Genomic DNA, 26,375 nt, shown 5'->3' on the forward strand with positions numbered 1-26,375 from the left:
TCCGTACATTAAAATCCATATAAAAAAAATGGCTAGATTAAATTTACTGGAGGAGACACGTTTCGAGAAACTACCCGTAAGCGTGTTCGAAAATCCAAAAATTGCTTCCATTAATGTAGCAAACCGCATCGCGGAGCTCATTAAATCAAAACAAGCAAACAACGCACCTGCAGTACTGGGCTTAGCAACAGGTGTTACTCCAATTGCAGTATATGCCGAACTGGTTAGACTGCACAAAGAAGAAGGTTTAAGTTTCAAAAACGTAATTACGTTCAACCTGGATGAGTATTATCCGATGGCGCCAACTGCGGCACAGAGTTACGTTACTTTTATGAACGAGAACCTTTTCGATCACATCGACATCGATAAAAATAATGTTCACATTCCGGACGGAACGCTTGCACTTGAAGACATTCCGGCGTTTTGTTTAGATTACGAAAAGAAAATTGGTGATTTAGGCGGTCTTGATATCCAGATCCTGGGTATTGGTCGTACTGGTCACATCGGTTTCAACGAGCCGGGCTCTGCACCAAACTCGGGAACACGTTTAGTTACTCTTGATGACCTTACCCGCCGTGATGCTGCGCGCGATTTCGGTGGTAAAACCTTTGTACCGACTAAGGCCATTACCATGGGTATTGGTACCATTTTCAAAGCAAGGGAAATTATATTAATGGCCTGGAGCCGTAAAAAAGCTTCGATCATTAAAAAAGCGGTAGAAGGAGAAATTTCTGGCGATGTACCAGCTACATTCCTTCAGTTATCTGATCATGTTGAATTCATTCTTGATGCTCCGGCAGCTTCGGATTTAACCCGTTTTGATACTCCATGGTTGGTAAAAGATTGTATCTGGACCGATGCTTTAATCCGTAAAGCAGTAATTTGGTTGGCCAATACTTTAAATAAGCCAATCTTAAAATTAACTGAAGACGATTACAACAACAATGGTATGGCACAACTGGCTACCGAAAAAGGGCCGGTGTACAATATCAACATCCATATCTTTAACAAATTACAACACACTATTACAGGCTGGCCAGGTGGTAAACCAAATGCCGACGATTCTCAGCGTCCGGAAAGAGCCGAACCAGCTAAGAAAAGAGTAATTATCTTTTCGCCACACCCTGATGATGATGTAATTTCAATGGGTGGTACATTTATCCGTCTGGTTGATCAGAAACATGATGTACACGTAGCTTATCAAACTTCCGGAAACACGGCAGTTTGGGATGACGACGCACTTCGTTTTGTAGAATTCAACGTAGATTTTACTGAGAAAATGGGCATGGATAACTCGCATTTAAAGGAACTTTACAACAACATGAGAACCTTTATTGAGCAGAAAAAACCAAACCAGATAGATACTCCGGAGATTCAAACCGTTAAAGGCTTAATCAGAAAAGGAGAAGCCATTGCCGGAGCGAGATATTGTGGTTTAGAAGATGATCACATTCACTTCCAGGCACTTCCTTTCTACGAAAGTGGCAAAGTGCAAAAAAATCCGGTAACCGATGCCGACATCGAGTTAACCATGGAGCTTTTGCAAAAAGTTAAGCCTCACCAGGTTTATGCTGCCGGCGATTTCGAAGATCCACATGGCACGCACATTGTTTGCTTCAATATTATACTTGCAGCTTTAAAACGCCTGCGTAAAACTGAAGCATGGGCTCAGGATTGCTGGTTATGGATGTACCGTGGCGCATGGCACGAATTCGAAACACACGAAATCGAAATGGCTGTGCCAATTTCTCCGCAAGAACTTGAGCGTAAAAAATATGCGATTTTCAAACACCAGAGCCAAAAAGACAGAGCTGTTTTCCCTGGCGATGATTCAAGAGAATTCTGGCAACGTGCCGAAGACCGTAACCGCGAAACAGCTAAGGCTTACGATGATTTGGGACTTGCAGAATACGAAGCCATGGAAGCTTTTGTACGCTGGAAATTTGAAGATTAGTTTTAGTTGATCGATATCAATCCTGCTTTGTTTGCTCAAAGCAGGATTTTTTTTATCCGCCCTCCGAAGTCTTAAAGGCCAGAAGAACCATACCTGACTAAACTTCGTAAGCAAGTTATTTCTCATTGTAAAAACAATACTATAAATTAGTTTTCTCAAACCAACTAACCATGACCGAAACTAAACAACGATTGCTTTCACTCGATTTTTTTAGGGGATTAACGGTAGCCGCAATGATTTTAGTGAACAATCCGGGTAGTTGGGGACATATTTATGCTCCTTTAGAACATGCTGAATGGAACGGATGCACACCAACAGATTTAATCTTTCCTTTTTTCCTTTGGATTGTTGGCGTATCCATTGCTTTTGCCATGAGTAGTAGCAAAATCGATCCGGCCATACATAAAAAAACCATCATTAAGGCCATTAAACGGGGGCTTATACTTTACTTACTAGGATTCTTTTTAGCCATTTTTGGAAAAATCATCAGCGCAATTACAACAGAAAGTACCATTCTCGAAGCTTTCCAAACGGTTAGGTTATTGGGTGTTTTGCAAAGAATAGGCATAGTTTTTATCATCTGCAGTATCATCTTTCTCAAAGCTTCGGAAAAAACGATATTTAAAACATTAATTATTATCCTGGCAGTGTATTGGGCTTTAATGACTTTTATCCCAGTACCTGGTGTAGGTTATCCTAACTTAGAAAAAGAAACCAATTTAGCGGCCTGGATTGATAGAGGCATTTTAACTGAAGCGCATACCTGGGCCTCATCAAAAACATGGGATCCCGAAGGGATCTTAAGCACGCTACCAGCTGTTGGCACTTGCTTATTTGGCATTTTGGTTGGCGTTTGGATGCGCCGAAAAGATGTAGATAACGCCACAAAAGTAGCCTGGCTTTTTACCGCAGGCATAGCTGCTATTATACTGGGACTGCTTTGGGATTTACAGTTTCCTATCAATAAAGCACTTTGGACAAGCCCTTACGTACTTTACGCAGGCGGATTGGCAAGCATTGGCCTCGCGCTATGTTACTGGATTATTGATGTACAGGGCTACAGGAAATTTACAACCCCGTTCGTCGTATACGGTGTTAACGCCATCACCGTTTTCTTTTTGGCAGGTTTAATGCCCCGGGTGTTAAATCTCATTCAGGTTACCAAACCCGACGGAACAAAGACCGGATTGTTGGTCAGGTTTTATGAAACTTGTTATACTCCCTTTTTTAGCCCAATAAATGCCTCGCTGGTTTGGGCCGTTACCTACGTACTGGGCTTCTATGTATTATTATATTTCATGTACAAAAAGAACATTATTATTAAGGTTTAGTACATTTATAACCTATTATTAAATCGACCGCTAATTCAAAAATTGAAAAAGAAAACCACTATATACGACATTGCAAAAGAGCTGAATGTTACGGTATCTACCGTTTCACGGGCATTGAGTGGCTTTCCGGCCATAAGCGATACCACACGAAAAGCGGTGGTAGATATGGCTAAAAAATTGAATTATAGCCCAAACAAGTTGGCCTCGGCACTAAAATCGGGCAAAACGCACATTATTGGGGTTATTGTACCTAGCGTACAGGCTCATTTTTTTGCTTCCATTATACACTGCATAGAAGATGGCTTAAAAGACAGCGGATATCGTGTAATTATCTATCAATCTAACGAATCGGTAGAGAATGAGATAAACGGCGTAAAAACATTATTAGAGGCACAGGTTGATGGAATTATGGCTTCACTATCGTTAGAAACGCAAGATGTAAGCCACTTTGCCGAAATTGTTAAACAGAATAAACCCCTAATTTTATTTGATCGAGTAAATGCAGATTTAAAGGTGCCTACCATTACCCTCGATGACTTTAGGGCTGGCTATATAGCTACGCAACATTTAATTGATAACGGCTATAAAAAAATTGCTTTTGTAACTACTATTCACCAGATTAAGATATTTAACGATCGCCTGGAGGGCTATAAAGCGGCACTTGCCGATAATGACCTGCCGTTAATAGAGGAGCACATTATTTTTGGTGGCCTTTCCATTAAAGATGGCCGTTTTGGTGCAGGTAAACTGATGCGCAGCCGGAACAAACCCGACGCCATTATTGCGGGAGATGATTTTACGGCTGTAGGCGTAATTAAAAAGCTTAAAGAAATTGATGAAACCCCGCCCGAAATTGGCGTTATTGGTTTTGCCAATGAGGCCTTTTCTGCCTACATTACACCTAATTTATCTACAATAGATCAGCATGCACCTCAAATCGGCAAAGCATGTGCTAAAATGTTTCTGAAAATGATTAACCAGCAAAACCCATACTCTGGTATGGAACATATTGTGCTCGATCCTACTGTTGTAGAAAGAGAATCGACCAATAAGAAGGCTGTTTAACCTTTTATTCTTTCGCTAGCGGCACTTCTACACCAACAGGGCCGCTAGGTTCACTTTCATTTTTTAAGCGATCTAAAGCCGTTACCAGGTAACTATAGCGCTTTCCGCTTTCTACTCCGGTATCAATAAACGAAAGGTAATCTTCAAAACTTATTTTGATGATGTTTTTAGGATCAAGTACCGAAATCTTCTCTCCCTCGCTAAAGCGATAAACCACAAAGCCCGTAGCGGTTTCGCCATCTTTGGCTTTTAGTGGAAGTTGCCATTTCAGGTGTACCCCATCCTTCATGGCATCGGCGGTTAGGGCCAGCGGTGCGTTTGGTGGCACTTCATCCAGCCAGGGCATTTGCGGCGGCAAAGCTGGATATTTATAAAAATCGTTCTTTAACGAATCTCCTACTGCCTTTGCTACTGTACTCAAAGACTTTGAACTAAAAAACACGCTTCCCTGAATCCGGTTATTCTCTCTTAAATACCTGATCTGATTAGGAATTTCGCTCATATTTTTCCATGCGGCCTCAGCTCTCGAATTTACGAGGTAAGCCCCCTGGCCAATATAAACATGCCTGCCAAAGGTATTGTTGCTCCACCAATCAACCAAAACACCATAAGGAGCAACCCTCCTGGTAAATGTAAAATAAATCTGAGGGTTAATGTAATCTACCCAACCTTCTTTAACCCATTTGCGGCTATCGGCAAAAAGCTCGGCATAATTAGATAAACCACTGGTAGCTGAACCTTCAGGGTCTTCATTTTTATTTTTCCAGATACCAAACGGGCTGATCCCGAATTTTACCCATTTTTTGTAATGATGAATACTATCATCCAACTGTTTAATCAACAAATCAACGTTGTTGCGCCTCCAGTCTTTAATGTCCGAAAAATTGTTAGGGTATTTATAAAAAGTATTGCCATCATTAATGGCTTGCCCTTCTACTTTATAGGGATAAAAATAATCGTCGAAATGAATGCCGTCCACATCGTATTCCTTTACCACATCCAGAATTACTTGCACAATGTATTCCCTAACTTCAGGAATCCCCGGATCGAATTGTTTTTTGCCACCATAAGTAAAAAACCAATCGGGGTGCTTACGGTAAGCATGGTTTTCGCTCAAAACAGCATTGCTACTCATACTTGCACGATAAGGATTAAACCATGCATGTAATTCCATTCCCCTAAAATGTGCTTCTTTAATAGCAAAAGCCAGTGGATCGTAACCCGCTGCCGGCGCCAGGCCTTGTTTACCCATTAACCATTGGCTCCATGGTTCTCTCGATTTGGCATAAAAAGCATCGGCCGCAGGCCTTACCTGCAAAATAATGGCATTCATACCCTGACTTTTATGGCGTTCAAGAATACCAATAAGCTCTTGTTTTTGCTGATCGACAGTTAGTCCTGGCTTGGAAGGCCAGTCGATATTAGCAACAGTTGCTACCCATACCCCCCTAAACTCCCTTTTTGGTGCAATTTTTGATAAAGGTTGTGCATTTAATATATAAGGCAATACAGTTAAGGATAAAAGTGCGTATAGGAAGTTTTTAAGCATTATTTCTGTCTTATTTTTTATTCAGGTTGTGTGTTTGTGTTGATTTGAGTACAAATGAACATTAGCAAGTAAACGATTTTTTTTAAAAACTCTTATAAGTTTATTAAAAATTTTAATTTGCGCCTCCTAAAAATTAATTGTGTACCCCCATTTACCTATGGAGAACAAAAGTATATTAATTTAAAGAAGATACAGCGTTATTAAAAATGGAATCACAAAAAGTTAATAAAGGTGATAGGAACAAAATTTACTTTCTGGTAATTGTTATAGCGGCTTTAATTGGGACAAATGCTTATTTGTTTCTTAAAGACCGAAAGCAAAGCGAAAGGTTTGTTACCGTAAGTACGGAGAAGGATAAACTGCGGCTCGAGGTCGAAAAAATTGAAGTTGAGCTAGACAAGGTTAATGCGCTTAATTTAGATTTAAACGAAAAGCTGGTTGAGGAACAGAAAGAGGCACGAAAAAAGATCGATGCGCTTAAGCTTGCCTTAGAAAAAAACCAGATTACACAGGTTGAACTGGATAAAGCAAATGCCCAGATTAATGAGCTGAAAACTTTTGTTAAGAATTATAGCGACCAGATTATCCAGCTACAGAAAGATAATATCTTTTTAAAAAACAGTCGCGATAGCTTGGAGAATACTTTACGCAGCATGAGCAGCAAGGCCTCGAACCTTGAAAGTGAGAACAGTAACCTCAATGCAAAAGTTAAAACTGCAGCGGTGCTAAAACTTCAATCGGCCGAAATTGTAGCTTTCAGAACTAAATCAAGCGGAAAAAAAGTAGAAGTAACCAAATCGTCTACAGCCGAAAAACTAAGCGTGCGTTTTACTATTATTCCAAATCAACTGGCAGAAAAAGGCCATCATAACATTTACCTAAGGGTTTTTGATCCGGCAGGAAACCTGCTCGCTGATGAAGGTAACCACTTTGAAGCCGACGGACAGGATATGCAGTACAGCCACTCTATCTTTATCAATTACAATAACGACGACAGTACTTATGTTATCGATTGGGCAAACCCAAAGCCCTTTATTAAAGGTATTTATACCGTAATCTTATATGCCGATGGTAACACCATGGGTAAAGCCCAGATAGAACTGAGGTAAAATCACATAAACGCTTCTTCTCGACACTCAATTAAGCCAATGGAAAATTCAAATAAAACGTTGTCCCAAGGCCACTTATTGATGTAAATTTAACTGAACCACCGGCATTTTCTACAGCCTGTTTTACAAACGCCAGCCCTAATCCTGTACCTGAAGATTTTGTAGTAAAGTTGGGTACAAATATCTTATCGTGCAGGGATGGAGGTATGCCTTTACCATTATCTTTAATTTCGATATAGGCGTTTTTCGTATCCATATAAACAATAATGGTTATGCAGCACAAAGTCTCCTCGTCAATGGCTTCAATGGCATTTTTAAGCAAGTTGTTAAAAGTGCGCAACAACTGATCGTGATCAGCCATGATTTCGATGTCTTTCTCACTTTTGTTTAACACATCAATGGTTACGTTATCTGTACTTTTAAATACTTCTCTCGCCTGCTCAATAATAGGTAGCAATAAAAGGCGCTCTAAGTTGGTATCGGGCATTTTAGCAAAATTAGAGAACTCAGAAGCAATTTTAGATAGACTATCAATCTGTTCGATAAACGATTTGCTGAATTTATTAAACTTCAGCTCAAAGTTCGGGTCTTTTTCTTTCCAGGATTTCTCCAGTAACTGAACCCCTAATTTAAGTGGAGTTAACGGATTTTTAATTTCGTGCGCCACTTGTTTAGCCATTTCGCGCCAGGCACTTTCACGCTCAGAGCGGGCCAGTCTAAGGGCACTATCTTCTAAGGCGGCAATCATGTTGTTGTACTCTTTAATTAACGAACCAATTTCATCATGCCTCCGCCATACAATCGGTTCGTTACGCTGTCCTATTTTTGTTCGGCTTATACTCTCCTGAATAAAAGTTAACGGGCTGGTTATCTGGTTGGCCAAAAAGATTGCCAGCACCCCAATGGCAACAAAAACCAGGGCATAAATATTAATCAGGTTACTCACAAAAAGGGCTATTTTATCCGTATATTCTTCTTCATTCGAATAATTGGGAAGGCTTAAATAAGCTATTGTTTTATTTTGCGCGTTCCTTATGGGAGCGTAGGCCGCAGCATAGGTTAAATTTCCTATTTTCTCATCCAGGTTAATAAATTCAGATCGGTGCAGGCCATTTAAAGAAATATAGGCCAGTGGACCCATTTTCCGGCCAATAATTTTATAGTTGTAAAGCTTCGGATAAGTGGTCATGGTCAGGTTACCATTTAAATCATACAGGTTCAGATCAGCATTGTTAATATCGGCGAAGTTGTTGAAATCGGCCACTGCACTTTCATCGTTAGAGATCATCCCATTATTAAAAACCTGCTTCTCAAAGTTCTGCTGAACCTTTCTGATTTTATCTTTCAATATCGCATCTTGCTGGCCACGGTATTCTTTATTCATGTAGTAATAGGTTACCCAGCCAACAATAACCAAAGTAGCCACTACCGATAATACAATTACCACCTGGATGCGTGTTTTATATAAAATCTTATTGGCGTTGATCATCAACGACCGGTTAATACTAAACCAGCCTACTTTATCATCGTCGAGGTTTTTAATCAACCATATTAACCCATAAAGAAGTAACGAGAAGATAATGAAAACCAGAAAAAAGAAAGACAAGGCCGCCAACCGTTCTACATAATCTACTTTTGCTTTACTGATTACCACCATTTTACTTGCAGAAGGCTTATAAATTAAGTGGCTATAATGCAAGCTATCATCGCTGAGGATAACAAAATCATCTTTTTTGCCTTTAAATATGCTACCATCTAAAGGAAAAGTAAAATTTCCCGATTGGTTAAGCAGTTTATTATTGCTGTAAAAGGCAATGGAATAGCCTCTAAAATCCTCGTCCTTTGCCTCTTTTTGGTCACCCAAAAGATCAGGGAGCCTGTTATTGTAATTGTAGGGTTTAGAACGGAGTTCGATAATCAGTGTACCCAGTAAATTGCCATTATCTACAACCGAAATAATCCCAAAGTAGTCCTGATAGCCAAAAGTATTGTTTACCTGATAGAAAAAATTAGAACCATCAATTTTCACTGAGCCTGCCTCAACCAGGTTTTTATACTTGTCAATGGGTGGGCTATCGGCATTGCCCATTGCAGTTCCCAACCTGTCGTAAGGATAAATCTGCGAGTCGTACCGGCTTAAATAGCCATCCAGGTAATCCTTAAGGTGGTTTTTAAGTACCGCATAATTGGCCATTTTATTTTGGTTAAAATACCGGGCCAGGAAATCGTCTTTAGCGATTTCATTCCCTAAGGACCCCAAGGCAAGAATGGCATTTAAATCTTCCGACGATTGTATTTTACGCGCCAAAGGTTCGCGCAGGTTTCTTTCCTTAATGTCTTTAAACCGGGTGTATTTAATTGAAGTATTAAAGGCCAGGCAAAAAAACACAATGGCAAACATGCCAATGGAAAAATTGCTTTCCTTTAAATAAACTGCCCTGGCTACAATGAATAAAATGAGGGCAAAAACAATAAAAAAGGCATTAAAATCAACAAACAACTTGTAAACAAATACTCCTGCAAAGCCGATTACAAAAATAATAATCCGCTCTTTGTTGGTAACATTTAACTGACTGCTTATCGTTGCCGAAATTACAGTAATAAGGTAAATCTGGAACCAGGCCAGACATAAAATTACGATTCCAACCCAACTGGTTCCGCTAAGCTTTAAGATGTTTACAATATCAAAATTAATGCGCGAGTTAAAAATCAGTCCGAAGAAAATATCGTCGGTATCCCATACTATCTTACCAATAAGTACCAGTAGCACGGCCTGAATAAACAACCCTACGACTTTATTCCGTTTAATCCACCCGGGAAACTGGTATTGTTCTTTGTGATTGTACATAAACAAAAGCAACCAGGTAATGGCAATTACATTGAGCAGAAAATCGCCAAGCGAAGGCATTAAGAAACTATCGGCATATATTTTAGGGTCAAACAGATCTAAAGTAAAACGATGGTTAAACCAGCCGAAATACAAATCTGTTAAACGAAAAGCCATAAAGAAAAACAGCAATAAAAAGGTACCCCATGCGATATGCCCGCGCCGTGCAATAAACGAGCATAGCGAATTAAAAAACATGCAAATGCACAACATACCAGCCACAAAAAGCCAAAGCTGCGTACCCGAGTAATAGGTATCGGCATAGCCCGGCTTAACCTTCAACCCAAATAAAAACTTATTATCAAGGCTTTTTATCGTGTAAACATCCTTATCGGTAAAAGAAGCAAAGGTTAAAATCTTAGTGCTAGATAGCAGCGGGTCTATATCGTTTTTAAAATACTGTGTTTCTTTAAAAGGATATTGAGACTGAATGGAGATGAGAAAGATAAAACTAAAATTACCCTGTACACTTTTAATTACTTCATACCATCCGTTTGAAAAAAAAAGCACTGAGCTTCCTTCTTTTATGTCGGCTGGATCTATTTCAGAAACTTTATAGGTACTCCAGAATTTAAGCCGGTTATTTTGATACGTAAATAAGTTAATGCCATTCTGCCTTCGATATAATTCGATAAAATTAGTGGCATCCTGAGGGTTTAAATGAAATTGCTTTGCCTTGGCTACCTCCTGCTTGTTGGCTAAAAAATTTTCAACCGCTCTTTCTTTGGCTAAAAGGTTTTGCTGTATCTCATTGGCATCATGATCAAGCAATTCGCTTTTGGTAGTGAAAAAGCTTAAAGAAATGGATGTTGCAATGAGACAACAGCCCAAAACAAGCAATAGAAATCTTATTTTTACACCAAAGCTTATTTTCATCTACGGATAAAGATATTAAATATTGGTAAAAAACAACGCCATAAACTTTGGTTTATGGCGCTGGTATTATATTTTAAGGAAATAAAAGTTATGCGATCGAAGCACTGCTGGTTTGCACTTCACGGCTTACTTTTTTAACCAAACCCTGTAACACATTGCCTGGACCAACCTCCACAAATTCGGTTGCTCCATCGGCAAGCATATTACCTACCGTTTGTGTCCAACGTACGGCGCCGGTTAATTGTTTAATTAAATTTGCTTTAATTTCTTCCGGATCAGTATAAGGCTTAGCATCAACATTTTGATATACCGGGCACACAGGTGCAGCAATATTAGTAGCTTCAATAGCAGCCTGTAGTTCAATTTTTGCCGGCTCCATTAATGGCGAGTGGAAAGCACCACCTACATTTAATTTTAAAGCTCTTTTTGCTCCGGCCTCAGTTAATTTGGCACAAGCCAAATCAATACCTTCAATACTGCCCGAAATTACCAATTGCCCAGGGCAATTGTAATTTGCCGGTACAACAACGGCATCAATATCAGCACAAATTTGCTCTACAACCTCGTCAGCTAAGCCCAAAATAGCGGCCATAGTTGATGGTTGCGCTTCGCAAGCTTTTTGCATAGCATTTGCACGTGCAATAACCAGTTTTAAGCCATCTTCGAAACTTAGTGCATTTGCAGCCACTAAAGCAGAAAACTCGCCTAAAGAGTGACCAGCAACCATATCAGGTTTAAAATCGGCACCTAAAACTTTGGCTAAAATAACTGAATGCAAAAAAATTGCAGGCTGCGTTACCTTGGTTTGTTTAAGTTCCTCGTCGGTTCCGCCAAACATAATATCGCTAATGCGGAAACCAATAATTTCGTTAGCTTTCTCAAATAATGTTGCAGCTTCAGGGTTCTCGTAAAGGTCTTTACCCATACCTACAAACTGTGCTCCCTGTCCGGGAAAAATATATGCTTTCATATTGTTAGTTTAGCGTATCACGTTTGGCGCTTAGCGTTTCTACGCTAAATGCTTCTTGATACTTTCTACTTGTTACTAAATTAATCTAAACTTGCTGTAATTAACCTTAAAAACTCAGCTCTTGTTTTATCGTTACTTAAAAAGGTACCCGTAAAGGCTGAGGTTGTGGTTACCGAATTTTGTTTCTGTACACCGCGCATAGCCATACACAAGTGCCTGCACTCCATCACTACCGCAACCCCCATTGGACTTAAAGTATTTTGGATACAATCTCTGATTTCGTTTGTTAAACGTTCCTGTACCTGTAAGCGGCGCGCGAAAGCATCAACCACACGCGGAATCTTGCTTAGACCAACAATATGTCCGTTAGGGATATAGGCAATATGCGCTTTTCCAAAAAACGGCAGCATATGGTGTTCGCACATCGAATATACTTCAATATCTTTAACCACAACCATTTGGCTATAATCTTCTTCGAACATCGCCGATTTTAAAATTTCATCTGGTTTTAAATCGTAGCCGTGTGTTAAATATTGTAAGGCTTTTGCCACACGCTCAGGGGTTTTCAATAAACCTTCGCGCTCAGGGTCTTCGCCCAAATGCCCCAGAATATCTTTATAGTGTGTTGCTACAGCATCTATTTTATCATCATTATAACGGTCTATTTTTACATAACCATCTATCGATTCGCCTTTTAATACGTCTTTATCGCTCATTAATGTAGGTTTTTAGCCAAAGTATTCAACATAATTGTTTTCAGTTTCGTAGATTTTTACGCAATGTAAAATTGCACCGCTTTCGGCAATCGGTGCCCACAACTGTTTCCAGATTTCGATAGCCAGATTTTCGGTTGAGGCCAGTTTGCCCTTCATAAAATCGACATCAAGGTTTAAGTTTTTATGGTCAACCTTATCTACAACATAATTATTCATTACATCTTTTAACCACTTCAGATCGACAAGGAAACCCGTTTCCGGATTAACTTCGCCTTTAACGGTAACGTATAACCAATAGTTATGGCCGTGCCAGTTTGGGTTAGCACACTTGCCATAAACCTCACTATTTTTATCATCATCCCAATCGGTTCGGGCTAGCTTATGTGCTGCGTTAAATGATGCTTTTCTCGTTATGTAAATCATTACTATAAAATAAACCGCAAATATACTGATAAAGCATTAAGCCTAAACACCAAAGCTTAAAGAAACCAAAGTTTATCGAAACAAACCATTAAATTTACACTATGAAAACTTTAGTTGTTGCAGCCACAAAGGCCGAACTTTCTTTCTTTTACCAGCATTTTAATTTGCCGGAGGGCGATTTTGTTGAAAGCAAAAATTTTGATCTGCTGATTACCGGAGTTGGAATGGTGGCAACAGCTTTTGCATTGGGCAAGTACTTATCGCACAAATATGAACTGGTTGTAAATTTTGGCATTGCAGGTTGTTTTGACCGGAATATTGCGCTCGGAACAGTATTAAACATTAGCGAAGATACCTTTGCCGAACTGGGCGCAGAAAGCGGCGACGACTTTTTAACCATTACCGACCTGGGCTTTGGCGAAAGCCATTACACTTCCAGAACCCAACGCAAAGTAGGTTTACCGCTCGTTAAAGGCATTACCATGAACCGTGTAACGGGCAGTGAAAAAAGCATTAAACATTTGGTTAAACGGTTAAACCCCACAACCGAAAGCATGGAAGGTGCAGCTGTTTTTTATGCCTGTAAACAATTAAATATAGATTGCCTGCAAATCAGGAGCATCTCCAATTATGTGGAGCCCCGAAATAAAGATAACTGGAAAATAGGTCTTTCCATAAAAAACCTGAACGATTGGGCCATTGCTTTTATTGGAGAAATGAACTGAGTATGACCAATTAGTTTACCACAGTAATTAATTTTGATTTATGAAACTTACCCTTGGCTTTTCGCCCTGCCCTAACGATACCTTTATTTTCGACGCTTTAATTCACCATAAAATTGATACCGAAGGTTTAGAATTTGAGGTTTATTACGATGATGTGGAAACCCTGAACCAGAAAGCACTAAGGGGCGAATTAAATATCACCAAATTAAGTTTTCATGCTTTTGCCTATGTGGCCAATCAATATGCCTTGCTCGATGCAGGCAGTGCCTTAGGCTTCGGTGTTGGTCCGTTGTTAATTAGTAAAAACCATTTTAAAGGCGAAAATGATCCGGCATTACTAACCCCTGATGCCAGGCTTAAAGTAGGCATACCTGGCAAATATACTACCGCAAATTTCTTGCTGGGCATTGCCTACCCTGAGTTACAAAACAAACAGGAACTGGTATTTTCTGAAATCGAATCGGCTTTATTGGAAGAAAAAATTGATTTAGGCTTGATTATCCACGAAAACAGGTTTACCTACCAGGATAAGGGCTTGAACAAAATTATTGATCTTGGCGATTACTGGGAAAAACTCACCGGCTGTGCAATTCCCTTAGGTGGCATTGTAGTTAACCGCAACCTCGATCGCGATGTGCAGTTAAAAGTAAACCGCTTAATCAGACAGTCGGTAGAATATGCCTTTACCCATCCAAAATCGAGTATCGATTTTATTCGCGGGCATGCACAGGCCATGGAAGAAAGCGTAATGTACAAACACATTGAGCTTTATGTAAACAAGTACAGCATTAACCTGGGCGAAGAAGGCCGTAAAGCGGTTGATACTTTGTTTAAACTGGCTCAGGAAAGAGGGATTATTCCGACGATTGAGAAAAATTTATACTTATAGGTTTGGGTGCTGAAATGTTGTAACGTTACAACATTTCAGCTGTTTCCTAATTCACCAATAACTTATACCCTTTTCCGTGTACATTGATAATTTCAACCGCCGGATCGGCGCGCAGGTATTTGCGCAATTTGCTTAAAAATACATCCATACTGCGACCATTAAAGTAGTTATCATCGTGCCAGATACTCAATAAAGCCTCTTCACGGGTTAACACGGTATTCTTTTTCAGGCACAACAAACGCAACAACTCTGCCTCTTTGGTAGACAGTTTTTGCTGAAGATCGTTACTGGTAATAATCTGTGTAGTATAATCGAAATGATACTGACCAATGGAAAACTGTGTTTCTGCTGATTCATCGGCACTATCTGTTTTATTGGCCACACGTTTAAACATGGCGTTTATGCGCAACAAAAGCTCTTCAATACGGAAAGGTTTGGTAATGTAATCATCACCGCCCAAATCGTATGCCGCAGCCTTATCTTCTAACATAGTTTTAGCAGTTGCAAAAATAATTGGCACGTGTGCATTAGCCTTTCTAATATCTTTACCTAAGGTAAAGCCATCCTTTTTGGGCATCATTACATCCAAAATGCATAAATCGAAGTTCTGCTTGCTAAAAGCCCGCAGTCCTTCTTCCCCGTCAGTACACAGCACCACATCAAATTTACCCTTTAGTTGTAAATAGTCCTGTAATAATAAACCTAAGTTTGGATCGTCTTCTACCAGAAGTATTTTCTTCATTTTCTTAATTTTATTCGCATATGTAGCATTACCTACACTGAAAGTTTGATTCGAAATCTGCATAACGGTTTAATTTATACGTAACTTTAAATTAATACGCTACTATATTAAGTAAATTAAACCTGTTCTTTTTTAATGTATCGATAAAGCAAGCTTTTGTCCCGATGGTTAACAGCTTTATAAAGGTAACGATATTTCGAACGTAGTTCCTTTATCTTTTTCGCTACTTACTTTAACGGTTCCGTTTAATTTTTTAATGATATCCTGAACGTAATTTAACCCCAGACCAAAACCTTTAACATCGTGCAGGTTCCCAGTGGGCACCCTGTAAAACTGATCGAAAATTCGCTTGGCCTGCTCTTTGGTCATGCCTATACCTTTATCGGCAATTTCGATAATTAAATGCTTGCTGGTATTTCGTGTGGTAATGGTTATATCTGGCGTATCGGCACTGTATTTATTGGCATTATCAATCAGGTTGTAAATTACATTTGATAAATGCAGTTCATCGCCAAAAACAATGGCATTTTCGGCATTGGTATTTACTGTAATTACTGCATTTCTTTTTTGCAGCTGCAACTCCATACTATCCAGAACAATCATAATTAGATCGTTCATATCTACCTCGGTATTTTCCATTTTAAGTTCGCCTTTTTCTAACCTGGCTATACTTAAAACCCGCTCTATATGGCTGCCAAGGCGAACGTTTTCATCGTAGATTATTCCTGCCAGGCGTTTTAACCGCGTTTTATCTTCAGTTACCTCAGGGTCTTTTAAAGCCTCACTCGCAATCATGATGGTGGCTACGGGGGTTTTAAACTCGTGGGTCATGTTGTTGATGAAATCAGTTTTCATCTCTGATATTTTCTTTTGCTTTAAAATAGCATAAAGTGTATAAGAAAAGATAAAAACCAGCACCAGCAGCAAGCCAACCGACGATGCTAAGGTTGCGCTCAAATTAGAAACAATTGCCGAGGTTTTATCTGGGAAACTCACAAAAAGCATTCCCGGATCGCGAAAAATATCGTTTCCAAAAAGTGGTATTTTGTACGTGTTTTCTGGTAAAAACTCTCCCTTTACATTCGAAGCGGTCATAAAGATGGTTGAATCTTTTTTGGCCAAAGAAACCCGGTAAGATGGATCAAGCGTAATGTTATTGGCTAAAAGCTCTGCTCGCAGTATGCTACCCAGCGAATCGAAATTAATACGCTTATAAATGGGAACATTGGTTTCCTGCAATTCTTTCGACACATCTTCAACCATGCTTAAGCGATTGTAAGAAAAAGTATCCTTTCCTAAGGCAGCAATTTTCAGTTCGAGTTTTTTCTTTGCGATTTCATCATCACGCTTAAATTTCTTGTCTAAATCAGTCGGGATTTTTGGCACATTTGCAAAACCAGGGCTACCATCTCTCGGATCGAAAACCAGATACCGTAAAGTATCGGGCAAGTTTTGCAAGCTTTTAAATTCAAATGCCTTTGGTGGAGTAGAAAAAGGCTTGCTGCGCATGCTATAGCCTTTTAATATCAAACTTTTGATATCAATAAATGCATCCATCTGCAAATCGAGCTTATCGCCGTTCTTCGATGTTAGTGAGGTATATTCTCTTTCCGAAATTACATTGGGCGCACGGTACGATACCCTGATAATACTATCCTGTTGGTTCAGGTAAGCTTCAATCTGGTTTTCCCTTTCAACCTGGCGCAATTCTGCTTCCTGCACATATTGCTGCCGCAGGTCTTTAATATCCAGCGTACGCTGTCTCGAATCCTGAATTTGCTTAAGCTTATTTTCGGCATCTTTCCGGTTTAAGTGATCGGCAACATTTCTACGCTGAATTTTATTCACCACAGTAGAAAGTGTTTGGTTTACCTGTTCGTCAAAAAGCTGGGATTTTAGTTTATAGGACTCCCGGATGTAATACAATTGCATTACAAACACACCGAGCAGCGCCACTGTCATTAAAACAGTAATTAACCAAAAACTTCTTTTCTTCATGAATAAGTTTCGTAACCGGGACTAAAAAAACCAGAAACAGGTTGTTAAAAACCCATTAGTTTATCAAAAATACTGATTAACAGCGCTAAGTACTTGTTTTTAACATATTTTAACAGCGGGGTAAAGGAATACATTCGAAGTTTTCTAATCCCTTAGCTCTAAAAACTTCGGAAGTATTACCAAAAAAAATGCCGCGGCAAAAGCCCCGGCATTGGTTCAAAATTGTTTGCTTAAAAAAGATTCTTTATTTAGAAAGGCAAATCATCATCCTCGCCTGATGTATTGCTTACATCAACCGGAGCTGCATAAGCTGGTGTGCTTGCAGCAGGAGCACCTGCTGCAACAGCATTGATGCGCCAAATCACAAGGCTGTTAAAATATGATGTTTTACCTGTTTTATCTGTCCATGGACGGCCGCGTAAATTAAAGAAAACCTCAACCTCATCGCCAGTTTTAAATGTATCTAATAATGCAGTTTTATCTTGTAAAGCCTCAAAACGGATATATTCTGGATATGTTGGATTTTCTGCGTATTCTACTATTAAATCACGTTTTTTAAACGTTTCACTTACTTGTTGTGTGGCACCTATTTCGTGTACTTTTCCTTTAATTTCCATACCTAATACTAATAATGTACTTATAAACATCAAATCTCTATAATTTTATTGATAACTTCGCATATATTATGATGCAAGTTTTCCACAATAAAAGCAAGGTAATTATTACCTGCAACAAGCGCCTTTCGCCCTATTTACAAGAAGAAGTTAAGGCTTTAGGCTACACTATCGAAAGAGCTTTCCCAACTGGTGTTGAGCTCAATATTACCGTTACGGAGTGTATAAAGCTGAATTTGAACTTGCGTTGCGCCAGTCAGATCTTATACTCGATCAAAAATTTTAAGGCTGTTACGCCCGATGATTTATACAACGAAATTAAAGCCATTGAGTGGGAAGAATTAATCGATTTTTCGGGTTATTTCTCCGTTACTTCAAATGTTGATAACCCCAATATTACCACACCGCTTTTTGCCAACCTGAAAGTAAAGGATGCTATTGTAGACCGCCTGAAAGAGAAAAAAGGTATTCGCCCCAATTCCGGATCGGACGTAAACAAAGCAGTAGTACATTTATACTGGAAAGATGCCGAAGCCAATGTTTTTATAGATACTTCGGGCGAGACCCTGGCCAAACACGGCTACCGCAAAATACCAGGCAAAGCACCTATGCTCGAAGCGCTTGCTTCGGGTGTAATTTATGCCACCAACTGGGATAAAAAATCGCCGTTTATTAACCCTATGTGCGGTTCGGGTACCTTAGCTATCGAAGCGGCACTGATTGCTACTAACCGTGCCCCCGGACTTTACCGCATGAATTATGCCTTTATGCACATTCTGGGTTATAACGAAGAAGTATTTTTTGCAGAGCGCAGGTTATTAAAAGATCAGGTGATTAAAAATATTGATCTTAAAATCGTAGCTTCCGATCTTTCTGAGGATGCTGTTGAAGTAACACGCAGAAATGCAAAAACAGCTGGCGTAGATACTTTAATCGAGTTCGAGGTTTGCGATTTCGAGCTTACGCCTGTACCCGAAGATGGCAAAGGTGCAGTGGTTTTTAACCCCGAATATGGCGAGCGTTTAGGCGTGCACAGTAAATTAGAACTTACTTATAAGCGCATGGGCGATTTTATGAAAACAAAATGCAAGGGCTATTCTGGATATATTTTCACAGGAAATCCCGATCTTGCTAAAAAAATAGGCTTAAAAGCTGCTAAAAAAGTTGAATTTTATAACGGTAAATTAGACTGTAGGTTGTTGGAATACGAATTGTACGATGGCTCGAAAAGGGCTCCAAAAACAGAAGAGTAGTCTTTTTCCTTGAAAATTAATATATTACACGCTCTTACGTTCCATAACGTAACCAATTTTTAAGAATATGGAATTCGATGACATGGATCATATGCCCGAATGGGAGCATTTTAGCCGCTTTGGCCGGGATGATGAGGATGAAGAAAATCTATCGTCTGATGATGCCGAAAAAGTGAGATTAAAAGTATCCAGGGCTAAGAACTTATATAACCAAGCCAGGGCAGTATACAAATATGCAGCCCTGTTTTGCGAAACACTTGAAGGCGAAATGGCCGAAATGACCGCCAATTTAATTATGCAGAATGCGCTTATGCTCTGCCCTAAAATTGTGGGTGCAGAGGGTGCGGACATGTACATTTTACGGATGGAAAATGCTTCCATTATCAGAACCAACTGCCGCGAGCTCGAAACCCAGGTAAGAGCTGCAGATATGTTCGGGATCTGTACGCCCGAGTATAAAGACATTGTTTTGGCTGAAATCGAAAAATTTCGCTTATTGTTCATCGAGTGGGTAAAATATTTCGAAAAAGACGAATTTGAAGACGATTGGGGTTTGTATTAAAACCTAAAACCGATTGCCCCAATCTAAGTTTACGCTATACTACCAGCCTCTCATAAATTTCAGAACACCTATCAGTATCTAACGCTTATAACGCCTCAAACACTTCAGCAAAAAACACAACCCGCTAATTATCAATAACAAATACAGCAACTCAAACTTTTTCAAGATCTAATTGTTGCTAGTAATAAGTTGGCTCTCCACTTCACGTAATTCCTAATAGTGCTAAAAAATCACTTTTTAAAAAACTATTGGCTTATAACTTTCGTAAATGAGAAGAGAAACGTTAAAATTTTAACACCTTTTTATGGAAAATACATTGGCATTAAAGACAAAGAATGTGGCCGGGAATATTAGAAAAATTAGAGAGTACAGGGACTATACTCAAGATTACCTGGCTGCAAAATTAAAAATATCTCAAAACGCTTACAGTAAAATTGAGCTTGGATACAGCAAACTCACTATAGATCGCCTATTTCAAATTGCTGCAATTTTAGAAGTAGAGGTATCGCACCTGTTAACGCTTAATCACAATGACCTGATCAAAATTATTGCTGACGATGAGCGCAGGGCTGCAGCAGCGAGCTAACTTAGTGGCCGTGTTGATATCATTTATTTCCCGCGCCAAATAATTCCAATACCTTTGGAAAAATTTAGCACAATGCAGGAACCTATTCAGAAAACCATCGATTTTGTAAAAAGAACTTTAGCAAATGCTGAAGCAGGGCATGACTGGTTCCACATTGAAAGGGTTTTTGAAACCGCAAAAACCATTAACCAACAAGAAAATGGCAACGAGCTTGTTGTGGCTTTTGCAGCTTTGCTTCATGATATTGCCGACCCAAAGTTTAACCATGGCGATGAAGAATTAGGCCCCAATATGGCAGCATCATTTCTGGAATCAATTGCTATTGATGCAGAAACGATTAAGCACGTTAAACTGATTATCCAGAACATGTCGTTCAAAAACAGCTTTGATGCTGCCGGTTTCACCTCAAAGGAAATGCAGATTGTACAAGACGCCGACCGCTTGGATGCTATTGGCGCCATTGGTATTGCCAGGGCTTTTACTTATGGCGGTTTTAAAAACAGGGTGCTTTACGATCCGGCTATTGCGCCAGAAGAGCACCTAACCAAAGAAAGTTATAAAAATACAACTGCACCAACCATCAATCACTTTTACGAAAAACTATTGCTGTTAAAAGACCTTATGAACACCGAAACTGGTAAGACTATGGCAACTGAAAGGCATAATTTTATGTTGCTTTATTTAGATCATTTTTACAAAGAGTGGTCGGGCAAGCAATAATCTAAAGGAAAAATACCTAAAACTAAGTATTTCAAAGACATACAAGGGGGCTTAACTTTACAAAAATTAAAGCCATGCACATCTATAAACTAAAATATCACAAAAACAATGTGATGCTAATTGCGATGATTGGCTTTCCAGTGCTGTTCATTTCATTGGTAATGTATTGCATTTTTGGTTTATTTACCTCGCTTTCAGAGGGAATGATGTTAATGTTGGTTTCCTTATCTATTATTTCGATGGCCCTTATGTTGTTCTGGGTGGCTAAAACACAGGTTTTTGTGAACAGCAAGGTATTAATCGGAGACGATGGCATTGGCTTTAAATTAAAAAGTACTTCTTTGTTATACCGCAGAACCGATTTTTTTTCGGGCTGGGAAAATGTTAGCCGGGTAACTGAAATGTTCGATAACAACAATGGTGGCTATTATTATCAGATTGAATTTAAGAACCCGCACTTTGTAGCTAATTTTAACCCGGTAAGGGATCTTGAAGCCGAAGCCGATCGTTTTTTTTCGGGATTGGAGCACTACCAGGAAAACTACCACATCAGTAACCATTTACCGCTAAACACCAAATTACAACCTTCAAACAGCTTTTAATTCAAATCCAATTATTCCAGAACAGAATGGGATTAGGCACGTTTTAAATACTAATATTTTTAGTTTTTAACTATATTTGTTAGCATTAAAACATTTTCTCTATGTCTGACCGGATTCGTGAAAAATTGAATATTCTTGCTGACGCCGCTAAATATGATGTTTCTTGTTCATCAAGCGGCGGCACAAGAAAAAACGACAATAAAGGCCTTGGCGATAGCCATGCATCGGGCATTTGCCATACTTATACCGAAGATGGCAGATGCGTATCCCTTTTAAAAATCCTGCTTACCAACCACTGTATCTACGATTGTTTGTTCTGCGTTTCGCGAAAAAGCAACGATATCAAACGCGCTGCTTTTACAGTCGATGAAGTGGTAGACCTCACCATGAACTTTTACCGTCGTAACTATATTGAAGGCCTGTTTTTAAGCTCAGGGATCTTTAAAAATGCCGATTTCACGATGGAACGCTTGCTGCTTGTAGTGAAGAAACTGCGTTTAGAACAAAATTACAATGGTTATATCCACCTTAAAACCATTCCCGGAGCCAGCGATGAGTTGATAAAAGAAGCCGGATTGTATGCCGACAGAATGAGCATCAATTTAGAAATGCCAACCGAAGCCGGCCTAAAACTACTTGCACCCGAAAAAAATCATGCCGATGTGATTAAGCCACTGGAATTTGTACAACAGCAGATTACCCAGTTTTCGGCTGATAAAAAACTGATTAAGCACATTCCGAAATTTGTACCTGCCGGGCAAAGCACCCAAATGGTTATTGGTGCAACACCCGAAAGCGATAAAGACATTATGTACACTGCCAATGCCTTTTATAAAAACTTCTCGTTAAAAAGGGTTTACTATTCGGGTTATGTGCCCATTAGCAACGATAGCCGTATGCCGGTTTTAGGTACACAACCGCCGCTGTTAAGAGAAAACCGTCTGTACCAAACCGATTGGTTGATGCGTTTCTACGGCTTTAAGGTTCAGGAAATTTTAAACGATGCCAATCCAAACCTGGATGTAGATATCGACCCCAAATTGAGCTGGGCCATCCGCAACATGCAGCATTTTCCGGTCGACATTAATCAGGCCGATTATAAAATGATTTTGCGCATTCCGGGGATTGGAGTAATGTCGGCCCAAAAAATTGTTCAGGCCCGCAAGTTTGGAAAACTGAGAATTGACCAACTGAAGAAAATAGGCATTTCTTACAATAAAGCGCGGCATTTTATAGTTTGTGCCGATAGCCCCTATCAGTTAAGAGATTATCAGGGCACACAAATTAAAGCTTTTATTCTGGCCGAAAGTAAGAGCAAATATTTAAAAACAGATAACAACCAGATGCTTTTGTTCTAATCTGCTATCATTTTGAACGCAGTGAAGAATCTGCAATGTCTGGACGGTTTTAGTTCCTGTTACCACTGACTTTAACGCTTATAAATCCCTGGTGTTTTGACTCTTGGAAAAGAGATTCTTCACTACGTTCAGAATGACAATTAACGAAAAAAGTTACCATATGATCTACATCTTCGACGGTTCCCTACCGGGACTTTTAACAGCAATTTTCGAATGGTTTGAACGCAAACCCGGCAAAGTTGTGCTCAAATCAATCGACATGTTTCAGCCCGAAGCCTTTGCAGAAAGTTTTACGGTGACCACCGATGCTCCAAAAGCCGACCGCGTTTGGCTGGGACTTCAAAAGAAACTAACGAAAGCAGGACTACGCAAATTTTACTGCAGTTATTTATCCGAAATCCCGGAAGCTTATAACCACCTCTTTCATTTTTCGGTTTACATTTTTCAACATGCTGCTGCAGAGGGCAATTACGGTAACGAACATGTAATGGCCCTTTCTAAATACGCCAAAAGTGTAGAGCGGGAGAAACACAGGATGGAGGCCTTTATCCGGTTTCAAAAAACAGGCGACGGTTTGTTTTATGCCAGTATTGATCCTGATTTTAATGTGCTGCCCTTAATTTCCAACCATTTTAAAAACCGTTATGCCGATCAGCAATGGGTGATTTATGATTTAAAGCGTAAATATGGTTTGCATTACAATTTAGATGAAGTAGCTGAAATCACAATCGGCTTTGCCGACGGCATTAATAAGCAAAAACCTGCCCCTGCACTAATGGACGAAAATGAAACGCTATATGCGGCACTTTGGAAAGATTATTTTAAAAGTGCTAATATTGTGGCCAGAAAAAACACAAAATTACACTTACAACACGTACCTAAAAGATATTGGAAGTACTTAACAGAGAAAGCAATATAAAATGGCTATAAACATTGATTCATTTCACAAGCAAACCGTCATCTCGATCCTATGGCTATCGGGTTCGCTCGAAATGACGATTATCGATTAAACCATAAACCAGGCTTAAAAAATCAAAACTTACTGCCATGCTGACACGCCTACAAGCAATTAGCGTGAAAAGTTTGACAGTTTGGTGAAAATTTGTCCCTGAAAACCTATTGGCATAAAAAGTGTTAATTGTATGCCTAGTTAAAAAACAAAATCAAAATAAAAAAATAATAAAAGTTATGGCGTTAAACCTTAAACCAATTGCTGGCAGTTCGAACAGAGTAATAGTTGAACCAGCTGCAGCAGAAGAAAAAACTGCATCAGGTTTGTATATCCCTGATACTGCTAAAGAAAAACCATCTAAAGGAACTGTAGTTTCTGTTTCTGAAGAAGATGCTGAAGGTAAAAAAGCTAGCGTAAAAGTTGGCGATGTTGTAATTTATGGTAAATACGGCGGTACTGAGTTCCCTTACGAAGGTAAAGATTACCTGATTATGCGCGAAACTGACATCTACGCTGTTGTAGGATAAGGAATTGAAATGTTGTAACGTTTAAATGTTGCAATGTGATATAAATCGAGGGACTGAAACATTTCAACCTTCAAGCATTAAAACTTTAAAATAAATCTTAAAATGTCTAAACAAGTAAAATATAACGTAGAAGCACGCGACGCCCTGAAAAGAGGTGTTGATATTCTTGCAAATGCAGTAAAAGTAACCTTAGGTCCAAAAGGACGTAACGTAATTATCGATAAAAAATTCGGTTCACCGGCAATCACCAAAGATGGTGTTACTGTTGCTAAAGAAATCGAATTGAAAGATGCAGTTGAGAACATGGGTGCTCAAATGGTTAAAGAAGTAGCTTCTAAAACAGCTGATATTGCTGGTGATGGTACTACTACTGCTACCGTTTTAGCGCAGGCTATTATTACTACTGGTATTAAAAACGTTGCTGCTGGTGCAAATCCAATGGATTTAAAACGCGGTATCGACAAAGCTGTTGCTGCTGTTGTAGAAAACTTAAAAACTCAATCGCAAACCGTTGGCGAAGACAACAACAAAATTAAACAGGTTGCTTCTATTTCGGCTAATAACGACGAGGTAATCGGTTCGTTAATTGCTGAGGCAATGAGCAAAGTAGGTAAAGATGGTGTAATTACTGTTGAAGAAGCAAAAGGTACTGAAACTGAAGTAAAAACAGTAGAAGGTATGCAGTTTGATAGAGGTTATCTATCTCCTTACTTCGTTACCAATGCAGATAAAATGGAAGCTGAACTAGACAGCCCTTACATTTTAATCTACGATAAAAAAATCAGCAACATGAAAGAATTGTTGCCGGTTTTAGAAAAAACTGTTCAAACTGGTAAACCATTAGTAATCATTTCTGAAGATTTAGATGGTGAAGCTTTAGCTACTTTGGTAGTAAACAAAATCCGTGGTTCACTGAAAGTTGTGGCTGTTAAAGCTCCAGGTTTCGGCGACAGAAGAAAAGCAATGTTAGAAGACATCGCTATTTTAACTGGTGGTACTGTTATTTCGGAAGAAAGAGGTTACAAATTAGAAAATGCTGATTTAACTTACTTAGGTTCTGCCGAGAAAGTTGTTGTTGATAAAGACAATACAACTGTAATTAACGGTGCAGGTAACACTGAAGATATTAAAGCCCGTGTTAACCAGATTAAAGCGCAAATCGAAACTACTACTTCTGATTACGATAAAGAAAAATTACAAGAGCGTTTGGCTAAATTAGCTGGCGGTGTTGCAGTTCTTTACGTTGGTGCAGCAAGTGAGGTTGAAATGAAAGAGAAAAAAGACCGTGTTGATGATGCTTTACATGCAACCCGTGCGGCTGTAGAAGAAGGTATTGTTGCTGGTGGTGGTGTTGCTTTCATCCGCGCTGTAGCTTCTATCGCTGATTTAAAAGGTGCTAACGAAGACGAAAACACTGGTATCCAGATCATCCGCCGTGCTATTGAAGAGCCATTACGTCAGATTTGCGAAAACGCAGGTATCGAAGGTTCTATCGTGGTACAAAAAGTTAAAGAAGGCACTGCTGATTACGGTTACAATGCCCGTACTGGTGTTTACGAAAACTTAATTGGTGCTGGTGTTATCGATCCAACTAAAGTAAGCCGTGTAGCATTAGAAAACGCAGCATCTATTGCAGCAATGTTATTAACTACTGAAGTTGTTTTAGCAGACGAGCCTGAAGAAGGTGGTGCTCCAATGCCTCCAATGGGCGGCGGCGGTATGGGCGGTATGATGTAATACCAATCCATAACGAAACAATTTCGTGTAAAAATATGCCCTCAAGGAGATAAAGCCTTGGGGGTTTTTTATGCCCTTTTGCCCCGTAAAACCAGATTTAACAAGCGATATAACCTGCTCATTTAGTTAATGTTGGTGTAAAATTTTGCAGATGTAATGCAAAAATTACGTTCTTTGCACCGAATATTTATTGACGCGTCTTATGTCTGAACCCAGCCTTGGAAACAGAT

General features: G+C 39.3%; 23 protein-coding genes. 15 read left to right on the forward strand and 8 right to left on the reverse strand.

Features of this window, described 5'->3' with window-relative positions:
* Positions 1-28 precede the first annotated feature (28 nt).
* From nagB to DBR40_RS26850, 3 genes are all read left to right on the forward strand, one after another.
* A complete protein-coding gene (gene nagB / locus DBR40_RS05855) occupies positions 29-1,954 on the forward strand; it encodes a glucosamine-6-phosphate deaminase (RefSeq protein ID WP_124558822.1) in 1,926 nt (641 codons plus the stop codon).
* A 170-nt stretch (positions 1,955-2,124) separates the two neighbouring features.
* Positions 2,125-3,285 (forward strand): acyltransferase family protein, encoded by a 1,161-nt coding sequence (locus DBR40_RS26845; RefSeq protein ID WP_199748287.1) that lies wholly within the window; start codon positions 2,125-2,127, stop codon positions 3,283-3,285.
* 42 nt (positions 3,286-3,327) lie between these two features.
* Entirely contained in the window at positions 3,328-4,350 is a 1,023-nt protein-coding gene (locus DBR40_RS26850) for a LacI family DNA-binding transcriptional regulator (RefSeq protein WP_166208266.1), read from the forward strand.
* A gap of 4 nt (positions 4,351-4,354) precedes the next feature.
* Here DBR40_RS26850 and DBR40_RS05865 read toward each other — a convergent pair whose 3' ends face one another.
* Complete coding sequence (locus DBR40_RS05865) at positions 4,355-5,899, reverse strand: glycoside hydrolase family 10 protein (RefSeq protein WP_124558823.1); 1,545 nt, start codon at positions 5,897-5,899, stop codon at positions 4,355-4,357.
* Positions 5,900-6,105: 206 nt separating this feature from the next.
* Here DBR40_RS05865 and DBR40_RS05870 point away from each other — a divergent pair, with 206 nt between their 5' ends.
* Positions 6,106-7,008: a hypothetical protein gene (locus DBR40_RS05870; RefSeq protein ID WP_124558824.1), complete on the forward strand. Its 903-nt coding sequence runs from the start codon at positions 6,106-6,108 to the stop codon at positions 7,006-7,008.
* 31 nt (positions 7,009-7,039) lie between these two features.
* Here the strand turns inward: DBR40_RS05870 and DBR40_RS05875 are convergent, their stop codons facing one another.
* From DBR40_RS05875 to DBR40_RS05890, 4 genes are all read right to left on the reverse strand, one after another.
* Positions 7,040-10,771, reverse strand: a complete 3,732-nt coding sequence (locus DBR40_RS05875) for a sensor histidine kinase (RefSeq protein ID WP_124558825.1) — start codon at positions 10,769-10,771, stop codon at positions 7,040-7,042.
* Positions 10,772-10,859: 88 nt separating this feature from the next.
* Entirely contained in the window at positions 10,860-11,741 is an 882-nt protein-coding gene (gene fabD / locus DBR40_RS05880; RefSeq protein ID WP_124558826.1) for an ACP S-malonyltransferase, read from the reverse strand.
* An 80-nt stretch (positions 11,742-11,821) separates the two neighbouring features.
* The gene (gene folE / locus DBR40_RS05885; RefSeq protein ID WP_124558827.1) at positions 11,822-12,457 is read right to left on the reverse strand and encodes a GTP cyclohydrolase I FolE; all 636 of its coding nucleotides are present in this window, start codon (positions 12,455-12,457) and stop codon (positions 11,822-11,824) included.
* 12 nt (positions 12,458-12,469) lie between these two features.
* Entirely contained in the window at positions 12,470-12,880 is a 411-nt protein-coding gene (locus DBR40_RS05890; protein ID WP_039477758.1) for a 6-pyruvoyl trahydropterin synthase family protein, read from the reverse strand.
* A gap of 101 nt (positions 12,881-12,981) precedes the next feature.
* Between DBR40_RS05890 and mqnB the strand changes: the two genes are divergently transcribed.
* Together mqnB and DBR40_RS05900 are read left to right on the forward strand one after the other, a co-directional pair.
* Positions 12,982-13,605 (forward strand): futalosine hydrolase, encoded by a 624-nt coding sequence (gene mqnB, locus DBR40_RS05895; protein WP_124558828.1) that lies wholly within the window; start codon positions 12,982-12,984, stop codon positions 13,603-13,605.
* Between the two features lie 40 nt (positions 13,606-13,645).
* Entirely contained in the window at positions 13,646-14,494 is an 849-nt protein-coding gene (locus DBR40_RS05900) for a menaquinone biosynthesis family protein (RefSeq protein ID WP_124558829.1), read from the forward strand.
* 46 nt (positions 14,495-14,540) lie between these two features.
* Here the strand turns inward: DBR40_RS05900 and DBR40_RS05905 are convergent, their stop codons facing one another.
* From DBR40_RS05905 to DBR40_RS05915, 3 genes are all read right to left on the reverse strand, one after another.
* Entirely contained in the window at positions 14,541-15,236 is a 696-nt protein-coding gene (locus DBR40_RS05905; protein WP_199748288.1) for a response regulator transcription factor, read from the reverse strand.
* 177 nt (positions 15,237-15,413) lie between these two features.
* A complete protein-coding gene (locus DBR40_RS05910; protein ID WP_124558830.1) occupies positions 15,414-17,234 on the reverse strand; it encodes a sensor histidine kinase in 1,821 nt (606 codons plus the stop codon).
* Between the two features lie 248 nt (positions 17,235-17,482).
* Positions 17,483-17,851 carry a DUF3127 domain-containing protein gene (locus DBR40_RS05915; RefSeq protein WP_124558831.1) on the reverse strand — a complete coding sequence of 123 codons (369 nt, stop codon included), beginning with the start codon at positions 17,849-17,851 and terminating at the stop codon, positions 17,483-17,485.
* A 71-nt stretch (positions 17,852-17,922) separates the two neighbouring features.
* On the opposite strand from DBR40_RS05915, the gene DBR40_RS05920 reads away from it, so the two are divergent.
* The 9 genes from DBR40_RS05920 (at position 17,923) to groL (ending at position 26,145) form a co-directional block, all read left to right on the forward strand.
* Complete coding sequence (locus DBR40_RS05920) at positions 17,923-19,101, forward strand: class I SAM-dependent RNA methyltransferase (protein ID WP_124559015.1); 1,179 nt, start codon at positions 17,923-17,925, stop codon at positions 19,099-19,101.
* 67 nt (positions 19,102-19,168) lie between these two features.
* Entirely contained in the window at positions 19,169-19,663 is a 495-nt protein-coding gene (locus DBR40_RS05925; RefSeq protein ID WP_124558832.1) for a hypothetical protein, read from the forward strand.
* Between the two features lie 304 nt (positions 19,664-19,967).
* On the forward strand, positions 19,968-20,249 hold the full coding sequence (locus tag DBR40_RS05930; protein ID WP_124558833.1) for a helix-turn-helix domain-containing protein: 282 nt from the start codon (positions 19,968-19,970) through the stop codon (positions 20,247-20,249).
* Positions 20,250-20,321: 72 nt separating this feature from the next.
* Positions 20,322-20,969, forward strand: coding sequence for an HD domain-containing protein (locus DBR40_RS05935; protein WP_124558834.1), 648 nt, complete (start codon positions 20,322-20,324; stop codon positions 20,967-20,969).
* A 74-nt stretch (positions 20,970-21,043) separates the two neighbouring features.
* Positions 21,044-21,571, forward strand: a complete 528-nt coding sequence (locus DBR40_RS05940) for a hypothetical protein (protein ID WP_124558835.1) — start codon at positions 21,044-21,046, stop codon at positions 21,569-21,571.
* A gap of 101 nt (positions 21,572-21,672) precedes the next feature.
* On the forward strand, positions 21,673-22,929 hold the full coding sequence (locus DBR40_RS05945; RefSeq protein ID WP_124558836.1) for a putative DNA modification/repair radical SAM protein: 1,257 nt from the start codon (positions 21,673-21,675) through the stop codon (positions 22,927-22,929).
* 160 nt (positions 22,930-23,089) lie between these two features.
* Positions 23,090-23,848, forward strand: a complete 759-nt coding sequence (locus DBR40_RS05950; protein ID WP_124558837.1) for a TIGR03915 family putative DNA repair protein — start codon at positions 23,090-23,092, stop codon at positions 23,846-23,848.
* 269 nt (positions 23,849-24,117) lie between these two features.
* On the forward strand, positions 24,118-24,408 hold the full coding sequence (gene groES, locus DBR40_RS05955) for a co-chaperone GroES (RefSeq protein ID WP_010599229.1): 291 nt from the start codon (positions 24,118-24,120) through the stop codon (positions 24,406-24,408).
* Positions 24,409-24,510: 102 nt separating this feature from the next.
* Complete coding sequence (groL, locus tag DBR40_RS05960; RefSeq protein WP_124558838.1) at positions 24,511-26,145, forward strand: chaperonin GroEL; 1,635 nt, start codon at positions 24,511-24,513, stop codon at positions 26,143-26,145.
* Positions 26,146-26,375: the final 230 nt, after the last annotated feature.

The sequence above is a fragment of the Pedobacter sp. KBW01 genome (assembly GCF_003852395.1).
In the GTDB taxonomy this organism is placed as follows: Bacteria; Bacteroidota; Bacteroidia; order Sphingobacteriales; family Sphingobacteriaceae; genus Pedobacter.